Here is an 11,275-nt window from a genome sequence, read left to right on the forward strand (position 1 = left end):
CATAAGGCCCGACCCACCGTAGATATTGGTGTTCTCTTCAAAGGTAACGTGACGCACCACAAGAATGGCTGGACCGGTGGAGTACATACCACCGCCATATTCAGGGTTATCCCCCGGCACTCCGCCTCGAATGGTGAACCCATCCACCACGAAGCGGTGTAAGTTCGTGGGATAGATGGCCACTGTCGTACCCAGACTGTCCCCATCCAAGATGGTCTGGTCCATGAGTAGCGTATCACCAGATAGGAGGACATGGGAGGCCAGGGTCAGGTCCCGGTTGGGAAACACCAGTCGTTCGTGGTAGTGACCCGGAGCCACCAGCACGGTATCCCCAGGCTGGGTAGCGTCCAGTGCGGCCTGGATCTGGCTGTAGGTGTCCGGCACGTGCAAGACGGCGGCCAAACAAGGTATGGGTGGCCCGAAGGCCACCCATACCAGTACCGCGAGCAGTGCCCGCCGAAAGGTCATTTCACTAACACCAGTTTTTGGGTCTGAACTTGTCCTTGGAACCGAGCCTGTGCCAGGTAGACGCCCGAGGCCCACGAACCCGCGTCAACGACAAGCTCATGGCGGCCGGCACGCATCCACCCTTCACGCAAGGTAGTCACGACCTGCCCCTGGACGTTGTACACGCGGACCAGCACGTCTCCCTCCGCGGGAAGTTGCAGGGCAAGGTGCGTGCGGGGATTGAAGGGGTTGGGAACGGGACGCTCTAATTGGAAGCTGCTGGGGACGATTGTACCCGGCACGACCTCTTCATCAATCGTGGGCAGCTTGCTCGGCGCCATGGCCGCTTGCAAGCGGCGAACGGCTTGCCGCTGATTCTGTTCCGCTTGCACCCAGTCACCCGGAGCCATGGCGTTCATCTGTCCCTGTGAGGGGTAGGTGTCCACTTCAAGTCGCGCATAGATGATCGTCTTGATGTCATCAGGATCCGAAAGCACCAGCTTCATGCTGTCCAACGAGGCAATGGCACCCACGCGGTCCCCATGCCGGGCCTCCACGCATTGCGCCGAGGCAAATTCGTAGACCGAAAGGTGAGGTTCAATCCCATCGGCGGCCTGGGCAGCGTCCACCAAGCGCGTCACAATGTAGGAGTACTCGTCCTCCCCATAGAGAGTGGTGATTCCCAAGCTCTTGACCCATCCCGTGACCGAGGACGCGTATTTGCTATCCGGGAATTCCACCAGCAACTCCGTCCAATAGGCCACAGCGGCTTCATGGTTGCCGATTTGATTGGCTTCCACACCGATGGCATACAACTCCGAATCCACAATCTGATCCGGACAAGGAATGACCTGTGTCGGACACACACTGAGATTATTGACTGCGGTGGCACAGTTCGGAATCCGGTTCTGAGGCGAGACAGGTGTATTGCAATCGGTTCCCCAGAAGTTGAGGTTCCAATCCGTGCTCGCGCATCCTCCTTCAACAAAATCTCTATTGTAAATTGTAACATCCGGGTCTACAAAAGTGTTGTATCCGCATTCCACATTGATATATGCAGCTGCATCATATCCCTGAACCAACGCCGTCAAAGGCGCATAATCTTGAATGCGTGTAAAACGATTCTCGGCGCCGTTGTTCATGTGCAAGGTGGCATCGGCCATATACACACCACCCGCAGCCAAGTTATCGTACTGGTTGTGATGTTGACGCACAGTGCAGTCGAAGAGCAGAACGGGGATGTTGTCATATCCTGATTGGACAGGATTTCCACGTACCTCGTTATTGTGCTGGAGGATTGTCTGTCCCGCATAGGTGCCTGAGTTGAAGAGGTTGCAGAAAAATGCATCCTCTTGCGGCGGGAAATCCACATAGGAAACATCCACGGCGCTGCTCATCTGGTCAACCCATCCCAACCGGGGACCGCACCCGGTGGTTTCCGAGAAGTGGGTCACCTGGCCATCGCAGGTACTAAACGCAAGTCCAACGTTCTCAAATTCCATCGCGACGATGTTCTCACCATCAAGGTTGACATTGCTCCGGCTAAATCCCATCCCCATACTTGGCGCATAGTTGAACAGTACACCCTTGAAATCAACATTTGTCAGATAGGGTGCTGTGGCACTGGTTCCAAAGCCATAGTGGCCACAAGGGAGCTCCTGTGAGCCGTAGGTATCCTTCGCGACAAGAGCTGTTCTCGGTCCATTCAGATCCCCAATGGTGATGTTATAACCACCGGAGAAGGCACCTTGGGCGCGGAATGAAGCATATACCCCGGAATCAAACCGCAGGACGGTACCTGCAGGGATGATCAAATCTTCTGCACTCAATATTGCGTTGTTCAAAACTCTATACCATCCTAGTTCCATTGAACCAGTTTGGTTTCCAGTTATATCCGTCACAGGGTATACCGGGCTCCAACCAATGTCAGACTGAGTCAAGTCGAAGTTCATGGGTTCCAAAGAGGAGCCGACATCCATACAAACCGAATCCCATTTCAGTCGATAATCCTGCAAGGTCGGGTTGGTAAATCCAGGTGTGGAGTCATGGTGGATCACTGCGTTGCTCGGTTCCAGTCCCGGCAGCCCATCCTCAACCCACTGTTCCTGGTCAAATAAACAGTTCTCGATAACTGCACTCATTGCTCTTGGATCACCAATTTCTACTGCAATGGCTGGTTGATTTCCGGGTGTGCCATGGAGAGGATCACTTCCGCTGAAAACGCAGTTGCGCAACAACACGCTTCCCATTGTCTCCACATGCATGACACCGTTCTGGGGAGTATTCTGCAGGAAGAAATTGTTGGCAAAAGTGGACTGGATAATACTAATAGCGCCTTCAGGTGCATCGCCTACATTGTCCATGCCCAGCGCCACAGCAGGTCCTGCAGGGGAACGGTTGTCCGCAAAGACACAATTCTGGATCAACAGGGAAGGCTCTTGCAACGGGTTGAAATGCACGACGCCTTCGCACACGTCAAGACTTGTCATTCGAGTTGAATTGAGTCCGTTGCCCACAAAAGTGCAGTTTCGCAACTCAAGATGTGATCCCTGGAAATCCAAGGTGGAAGCCAACGGGACCCCGGACGAAGCCGCAAACATGCGACCGTTGCCAAAGTTCTCGAACTGGATATTTTGAACCGTCAGGTCAACGCGCCCGTGGACCCGAATCGGCGCTGTTTCATTCAGATGATCCTGATGAACAACAATTTCCCCTTGGGCAGCAGGTTCCCATACTAAGTTCTGCCCGGTGCCTGAAATGCTGCTAACACCGAGTATATCCACAAAAATCGGGCGACCATCGAAATTTGACACTAATGAATCCAACCCGCTATTAGTAAGCAAAATCTCTCGATCCTCTAATCCAAAATATTCTGATGTAATGAACACACGATATAATTGGTGATAATCTGAGCTAATAAAGGACAAGGCATTCGAAATTGACGAAAATGTCAGCGGATCGCTATCTATATCTCCGTAGTCATTTACTATGATATTGTTGACAATATTTTGCACAAGCGGATAGTACTGTGGAGCCGTATTCAATGTATAATTCACTTTATCCAGTTGATTGGGAGAAAACTCAGCTGGACATCCAAATGGAGCATAAGACATGATGTTATAAGTCCCCAGATCTTCATATGGTCTAACCATTAGCGAATCGTTACAATCCAAAATGCTTGTCACTCGTGTACAAGGGTCAGCCGGAGACATATACATATCATAGAATATTTGGCGCCCCCACCAAGGATGAGAGATAATCAATGGGGAATTAAAATCAGGAACATATATTGTGCCACCAGCCCTCAGTGTGTCTTCTACAGTATCATAAACCCACCATTCAGCATCGTTATTCTTAATCTGATCACAACAGGAATTGATTTCTGATGGTGTATCACAGTGCCTGTCTGCTGTATATGCGCAATTTGACCGATCAACGAGCTCCCCAGGACAGTCGGTTAGAAATGATGCGTACGTCGAATCTGGCCTCAACACTTTGAAAACATCGTCTTGTATGGAAGAATTTCCACCAAAGGTATGATTCAACGTGAGCTTATGTCCCAATTCGTGTGCCAGAATATCTTCTTGTCCTCGAACCAAGCATCGTTCAGACCACCGCAAAGGGAAGCTCGCATTACCGCAATTATCTCGATTCCCTCCGATAATGTATTGAAGTGGCATAATGGCCACGCAGATATTATTCCCTTGATAGGGATTTACATATCGAGTTAGAACAGAATCGCAGTTCGATTGCCGCTCACTTGCTACAGTCCAATCAACATACAACTCGCTATATCCCGCGAAGGAAAATCCTAAACCGGATGGTTCATAGCTCTCCTCACAGAATACCATCGTATTATCAATCACATCGAGCATATCTGCATGTGATATATATACATTCTGCGAATCTGGATTAACTGGGATGATTCTAAAAAATCGCACTGGTAACGTGAATTCATTGTTTCCTTGTCTGCTTGCGTTTGGATCCAGAAATCTATTCCCGACAATCTCAGCTAAAGTTAAGGAATCTGGAATTGCTGCTAAACCAGCATCTTGAAAGACTATCTGCGTAGCAGCAGAACATTGCATAACTAGTATTGTTAAGATTAACCCAATACATCTAGAAAAATGTCCGATAAACATCGCAGAATCTCCTCTTTACACTATGCCTTTTGCCTCATCGGGTCCATCATTGAAGCAGCTTTTGTCTCCTTTTAAGTTTGACTCTGGTGTTATCATCATCGAAATGAACGCTCACCGACACCTCTTCTTTGCGTAACGGCTCTTAGCGGCTCCAACCAACCCCAAACTAGGTGCTAGTTGCCCACGAGAGCGCCTTCATCGTGCACCGTAGATGTTTCGTCAGACAGATCTCGAATACTGGTCCACTGGGTGTCCGGTCGAATCGCACAGAATCTCTAAACAACTCGAGTAGGGACCCAGCGTGAATCACGTAGCGGACGTGGCTGGCACTGAAAGTGCAGCCCCCTGTCTCGGATGCGAGTGATCCAGCAGCATACTGCAGTTGCAGTCAAAATTCCTGGTACTCCTGTAAGGAATCCAATGCCAGAGCTCGAGCGATTAGGGCTTTTCAGCATTGGAAACAGGTTTGATCGCAAACCGGGGGGCCCTGAATGCCAGGGTTGCTACCAGCAATTGAAACCGAGACGGTGCACGCATGAAATTTGTGTTTCCAGCGTTTGACACGCAGGTGGGGGGGTGAAGCCAAGTGGACGGAAGAATGCAGAATGCGAGACCAGAGTCAATAGATTGAGTCAATTTCTGGTCAAAAAATCGTAGCAAAATTAATGAATTGACACCCTTGGGCGATTCCGAACTCGATGGATTTCTGGTTGGACCTTATCTAATCCGATTGAAATTCTTCTTCATACCTCTCCTCTCACCTCGGCTTCTTTGGCATCAGGGTCGCGATTCCCCAATCCCCGTTCCACCGATGGGCCACGGCTTGGGTCTTTGCCTTCGCCTCCTTTTTCCCCACGAACAAGTACTCCACCGCCTTGGCCGGCGTCTCCTCCCGCCGCTTGCCCGCCAAAGGCCCGTACGAGAAGGACTTCTTCACCAGCGCCACCTCGCGCCCGCGCTCCGCAAAGAGGGCCTTCATCTCCTGGTCCGTAGGATGGCTGTGGTCGCGGTAGGACCAGAGCCAGGTGGGAATGCCCTCTGCCGCGTCCAAGACCTCGCCAAAGAAGGGGCCCACCGTTTCCTTGGTCAGATCCTGCTGGGTCTTCTCCTGGCGCGTGGCGCTGTCTGGGTCCGGCTTCCGCCCCACACCGCCTACCATCACGGCTTCGACGGCGTGGTAGATGGCGCTGTAGTTCGTGGCGCTGTACTCGGTGATGTAGGGCGGATCGAAGTAGGCCAGATCCGCCTTTCGGCTCTTCAGGCAGCGGCGCACGTCCAGGCGGCTGGCCGAGCAGGCCTCGCCTTCAAAGACCATGTTGTTCAGCCGACGGATGACATCCCCCAGGCGGGCGTGGAACTTGGCCGTGTCATAGCCGTCTTCGCTCACCTTGCTGGTCGTGAACTGCGGGAACCAGCCGCGGGCGGACAGCAGCGTGGCGCCCAGGGCGGCCAGGGCCAGGTCATGCTTGAAGCCCGTCAGCTCGTCCACATTGGCCCGCACATGGTCAATGACGCCGTGGATCTCGGGCTTCCAGAAGAGGCCCTTGTAGGAGTCTCGCACGAAGGAGCCGACACGGCGCAAAGAGGTGACGGCCCTGCACAAACTGCTTGGCCAGCGTCACGGCCGGCCATCGGCCAATCGCATCCTGGCCTTTCTGCGGGCGGCCATCAACCGGGCCATTCGCGAGCACGAACTGGACCTGCCCAATCCGGCCCGGGGCATCACGCTCTACCGGGAGGAGGCCCGCACGCGCCGGCTCTTCACTGAAGAGCTGCCGGCCTTCTTCCAGGCACTGCGCGAAGAGCCCAACCGCGATGTGCGGGACTTCATCCTACTCGCCTTGCTGACGGGCGCACGCAAGCAGAACCTGCTCACGCTGCGCTGGGAGCAAATCTCCTTCGGCCGCGCCCTGTGGACCGTGCCGGCGGCGGAATCCAAGAACGGCCACGAGCTGACGGTCGTACTTGCCCGCCGCGCGCTGGAGCTCCTGCAGGAGCGTCAGCAGTTTGTGACCGGGCCGTATGTGTTCCCAGGACGACCAGGGGCCCGGGCGCCCAAGAGCGGGCACATGAGCAACCCCAACGTTGGCTGGGGGCGCGTCCTAGCCCGGGCCGGACTCACCAGCCTGCGCATGCACGATCTGCGCCGCAGCCTGGCTTCCTTCCAGATCGACACGGGCACGCCGCTGGAGGTGATCCAGAAGACCCTGGGGCATGAATCGAAAGCCACGACAGAGATCTATGCCCGCCTGGCTACGGGTCCGGTAAGGGAGAGCCTGGAACGGGCGACGGATGAGATTTTAAGGCAGAGTGAACCAAGTCAACAGCCTGGGAATCAAGCAAGCTAAGTCGAGACACTATTCAATCCGCCCTATCGAAGCAAAGTGATTGTCCGGCTCTCACTTCGCGCGCCTGATTCAAGAGTGACCAAGTAGGTGCCGCTGGCCAATTGCTTCGTGCCGAACTGCGCCGCGTGCGTGCCGGCCGGCACGATATTGTCCACCAGCACCGCTACTTCCTGGCCCAACAAGTTGTGCACGGACAGTCGCACATGGCGTGGGCGGTCCAGCGAAAAGGGAATGAGTGTGACCGGGTTGAACGGATTGGGATAGGGATTGCCCAGCGTGAACCCTTCGGGCCGGGCGGGATTCGGCTTTGGTCGCTGAAGGCCCACCCAACTGGTATCGATTTCAGTTGCCTGCGGTCCACCCGTGTAGCCCATGTCATTGCGCAAGGTGCCCAGCGCCGGCCATAGAGCGAAGCCGGGATTGGCGGGATTCTCCACATCATTCCAGGCGACATTCGGATCCCCCGAATCAATGCAGGGCGATGTCGGACTCAAGTACGGGGGACCCAATTGAGCATCAAACTGCGGAGAGAGGTTGTACAAATTGCCCTCCCCCACTTGGTTCTCGTCCATAAGGGTGTAGCGAAAAAGTGGCGGAGGAAACTCCTGTAAATCCCACATGGGATTCGTCAGATACCGACAGGTATTGCCCCAGAGGATGGAGTTGTGGATTTGGAGACGGGGCCGGGACGAGGAATTGGTCGAGAACAAGAACTCCGTGTCATTGTCCAGCAGGCTCAGGTTACGGATGGTACCACCATACCCGAGCTCCAGTCCCAGAGCCGTTTGATAGGAAGGATGCATGTCACTGTAAGGGTACGTGTAATGGGACTCCCAGCGCTCTGTGCCAGACACCAGGATATTTGTCAAGTTCAAGGTGTCTGATGAACACAAAAAACCCATGCGCCCATTGTTGCGCACGACTACATTCTGTGCATTTAAAGAAACAGGTGCTATCACATCCAAACCGCCATCATCGTTGTCCTCCACCAAGACATTCTTCAACCATAGCTTGCCACGGTTGGTCTCATTTCGATCTCCAAAGAGAAAGCTGACACTGCTGCCCACCATTCGACCATCAATCTCCGGATCACTGGTATGTTCCTCTGGAGCCGAATTGGGCTGGCGATTCCGTCGGAAAATGCAGTCTTCGACGACCACCTTCTTGCGACGATAGGCTCGCTCAATTTCCATATGAACAGCGCGGCCTAGGTTGGCATCGCGTCGGATGTCGTTGTTGGTGTAGTCGTCATGATCCAGAACCAAGTTGTCCTGGATGATCATGCGCCTGAAAAAATTCTCATTTCGTGCAAGATACTCATATAGATTAACATACAATCCATACCCGCCCCCAACGGCATAAGTGGCTGGATTTACTGAACTGATCATTGGATACACATGTGACGTATTTCGCTGAATCACAAGATCTTCGAAACTACAATTGGCACTTTTTACCATCTGTCCAGCACAATTTAAATAACAACCGTATTCTTCTTGAGGTTCGGCCCCGCATTCATTGTCCTCCACTAGCATATGTTGTACAATCCCACTTACACCAGCAAACATATATGCCAATTCATATGTTGCGTTGAAGCAGTTTCGCACGGTTATGTGATCAGCATACAATGTGTCTGATCCTATTTCCAGAATTCCCGGTCCATGATCGTCATAATCAGTCGTGTTGGAACATCCATCTATTGTGATATTTGACACTCTTATCACATCAACTGATGGATTTGTAGATTCTAAGGAAAGTAGTGTTCCATTTTGCATGTGACAATCGTGCATAATAATTGAATCCGCCTCGAGGTAATTAACAACAGTGAATGCCAAACCAATGTTCACCGAGGTTTGAGAATTGACTACAATATCATTTACAAAACACGTGTCTGCCAAGGTTAGTACAAGATCAGACGGAAGTGTCGAAGTTGGAAATCTCCACTTCCGAGCTTCAAGCCGATTCGCAAATAAAATTCGTATTTGACTTTCATAAGAATTTGGATCACTTGAAACACGGTAAGGATGTAGCCGCAAATCTTCAATCACGACATGACCTGGATGTGTCGCATCTGCCGACTTTATTGCTGCGCCATAGACCGTACTTCTATTCTCCCGAAGAACGAGATGCCGAAGGACAACATTGGCCCCACTTTCCAAATGCACGCCTGCACCCAGAGGCCTGCCGTTTTCATAGAGACCTCTGCCTCTTTGGAGCGTTAATCCTTCCAAGCGAAATACGTGCACACCTTGACTGCGTACCCTTAGCGCTGTGCCCAACCATTCAGCATCAACGATAGTTGAGTCAATGGACAAACTGTCGCCTGTTAAAAGATCGTCAGAACAGAGAGTCAGGCTGCGATCCGGGATAATCAAACGCTCGAGGTAGGTACCCGGCGAAACTAGAACTGTGTCGCCATCAGCTGACGCGTCAATGGCAACCTGAATGCCAACAAAATCACCAGGCACGCGCAGGATGGCGGCCCGCCCTGATGAAATGAGTACCGCTGCAAGCAGGAAGAGAATCAATCTCATGATAACCTCTCGCGCCTCCTCCCCCCGGAGTCAAAGCACCCGGGGGGAGGGGAACGCACCTTGACGAACCTACTTCATCAAGAGAACCTTTTCTGTTGAAACAGCCCGTCCCATTTCAGCACGCACAATATAGAGACCTGTGGAGAGAGAGGTTCCGTCAAACTCGATCGAATGCTGACCAACTCTCAATTCTGCATCAATGAGTGTCTGAGCAACCTGCCCCAGCATGTTGAACGCTATGACTCGAACGTGCCCATCCTGTACCACATTCAGCACAATCGTAGTACGAGGGTTAAAGGGGTTGGGGAAAATACGTTGAATCCCAAAAGAGCTGGGTACGTTGCCTCCTTCAATCTCCGGTGTCTCTGTGGCATCCACCAGTGAGACCAAGGACTCCAATGCGGCTTGCTGCGCCTTCATTTGAAGAATCGCCGCGGTTCCGCTCACGGCCGACATCGATCCTTGGGGTGGATAGGTAGCAATCTCAAGCAAAGCCAAGGAAGCGATGTCCGACTCAATTTGACTCCCAGTCGCCACCAAGCTATCAAGCGCAAGAAGCGCGATCTCGCGATCCCCTTCGACCGCTTCGATGCATTGGGCTGAACTGAATTGCGTGGATGCAAGCCAAGTATCGCTCTGAGAAGCAGAAATCTGGCAAGCCACAAGGAGCGCCGATTTCGTGCTTTCTACATAAGACGCATCCATTTTCCCAATCTCTTTTAGTCGCTCTGACGCCTTGGGAGCCTGAGTGCTGCTCGGATACAACCGAACGACTTCCGAATAATACCAAATAGCGTCGTCGAACAGATCCTTCTCCTCCGCCTCCTGCCCAGCCAACCACAGTTCTTCGGGTTCATCATCAGTTTGAGGACAGAAGTAGATTGGCGGATTATACTCCCCTAAACAATTGCTGGCATCTGCCCAATCTGGAATATAATCGTTTACCTCTTCACACAACAGCCCAGTCGCAGTGGTAGTTCCCCAGTAGTTTTTTCGCCAATCACTTTGTCCATTGGTATTATTAAGGATCTCAATTAATGGGAAATCGTCTGGATCAGCATAACTATTCACGAATCTATTATACCCGCAGTATAAATTGAGCGATCCTCCGTTGCCATAAATGTGCGGATTTTGCATGCCGTCCGCTGCGGCAATGAAAGTATTCTTCGATCCCTTATACATTTCGACAGTGCCGTAGTTGTTCTTGAACGATGGAGTTTTTGAGTCCAAAAACTCATTAAAACTATATGAAGCATACCCCTGCGATTGGTAAACGCCCGGAGCTCCACCCAAAGCACCGAGAAAAACATTATTGTCAATGCTTGATCCAGAGCTCTGAGCGATTAATACGGGAGCATCCAGGTAAGATCCTATTTGAGGGCTGAACGTATTGTGTCGAATTTTAACCGACCCAAAATAGGTCCTAAGCTTACCAGGGTAATCATTGGAAGAAGAACCACCAGATGAAAATGGAATTCGCGTAATCTCGGCATTGGCACATCTGTTGATTGTCAATGTCCGGCCCGACCACTTCATCATTTGAATGTTTGGGTTATCTATAATTCCAGGATTCAATCGCACACCATTCAGACCAGTGAACTTATAACCAGCATTTGGAGAGACATTAAATAGTACACCATTGATTGATGCAGTTACGGGATGATTAACATTACCAAATTCTATGTGACCTGACCCCCTAGAACTGATCCAGGCCGAGTGTTAGGATTCGGCCGGAAATGGGGGGACGTGATGGCGAAGAAGCGATTCAGCCCGGAGCAGATCATCACCTACCTGCGCCAGGTGGAGA

6 protein-coding genes are annotated in these 11,275 nt (G+C 51.9%); 1 reads left to right on the plus strand and 5 read right to left on the minus strand.

Going from position 1 to position 11,275, the window contains the following annotated elements; genetic code table 11:
- The 3 genes from WC326_16155 to WC326_16165 all read right to left on the minus strand — a co-directional run.
- A partial coding sequence (locus WC326_16155) for a hypothetical protein (protein ID MFA7332602.1) occupies positions 1–384 on the minus strand: 384 nt, incomplete at its 3' end.
- 80 nt (positions 385–464) lie between these two features.
- Entirely contained in the window at positions 465–4,589 is a 4,125-nt protein-coding gene (locus WC326_16160; GenBank protein MFA7332603.1) for a T9SS type A sorting domain-containing protein, read from the minus strand.
- A 757-nt stretch (positions 4,590–5,346) separates the two neighbouring features.
- On the minus strand, positions 5,347–6,150 hold the full coding sequence (locus tag WC326_16165; protein MFA7332604.1) for a hypothetical protein: 804 nt from the start codon (positions 6,148–6,150) through the stop codon (positions 5,347–5,349).
- Positions 6,151–6,175: 25 nt separating this feature from the next.
- Here WC326_16165 and WC326_16170 point away from each other — a divergent pair, with 25 nt between their 5' ends.
- Positions 6,176–6,937: a site-specific integrase gene (locus WC326_16170; GenBank protein MFA7332605.1), complete on the plus strand. Its 762-nt coding sequence runs from the start codon at positions 6,176–6,178 to the stop codon at positions 6,935–6,937.
- Between the two features lie 23 nt (positions 6,938–6,960).
- Here the strand turns inward: WC326_16170 and WC326_16175 are convergent, their stop codons facing one another.
- A complete protein-coding gene (locus WC326_16175; protein MFA7332606.1) occupies positions 6,961–9,468 on the minus strand; it encodes a T9SS type A sorting domain-containing protein in 2,508 nt (835 codons plus the stop codon).
- A 69-nt stretch (positions 9,469–9,537) separates the two neighbouring features.
- A complete protein-coding gene (locus WC326_16180; GenBank protein ID MFA7332607.1) occupies positions 9,538–11,043 on the minus strand; it encodes a T9SS type A sorting domain-containing protein in 1,506 nt (501 codons plus the stop codon).
- Positions 11,044–11,275: the final 232 nt, after the last annotated feature.

This window comes from Candidatus Delongbacteria bacterium (assembly GCA_041675285.1).
Taxonomy (GTDB): domain Bacteria; phylum CAIWAD01; class CAIWAD01; order CAIWAD01; family CAIWAD01; genus CAIWAD01.

Bases quoted from the DNA above. Each gene is read 5' to 3' on its own strand.
- WC326_16160 (MFA7332603.1), bottom strand. From the start codon at position 4,589: ATGTTTATCGGACATTTTTCTAGATGTATTGGGTTAATCTTAACAATA.
- WC326_16175 (MFA7332606.1), bottom strand. From the start codon at position 9,468: ATGAGATTGATTCTCTTCCTGCTTGCAGCGGTACTCATTTCATCAGGG.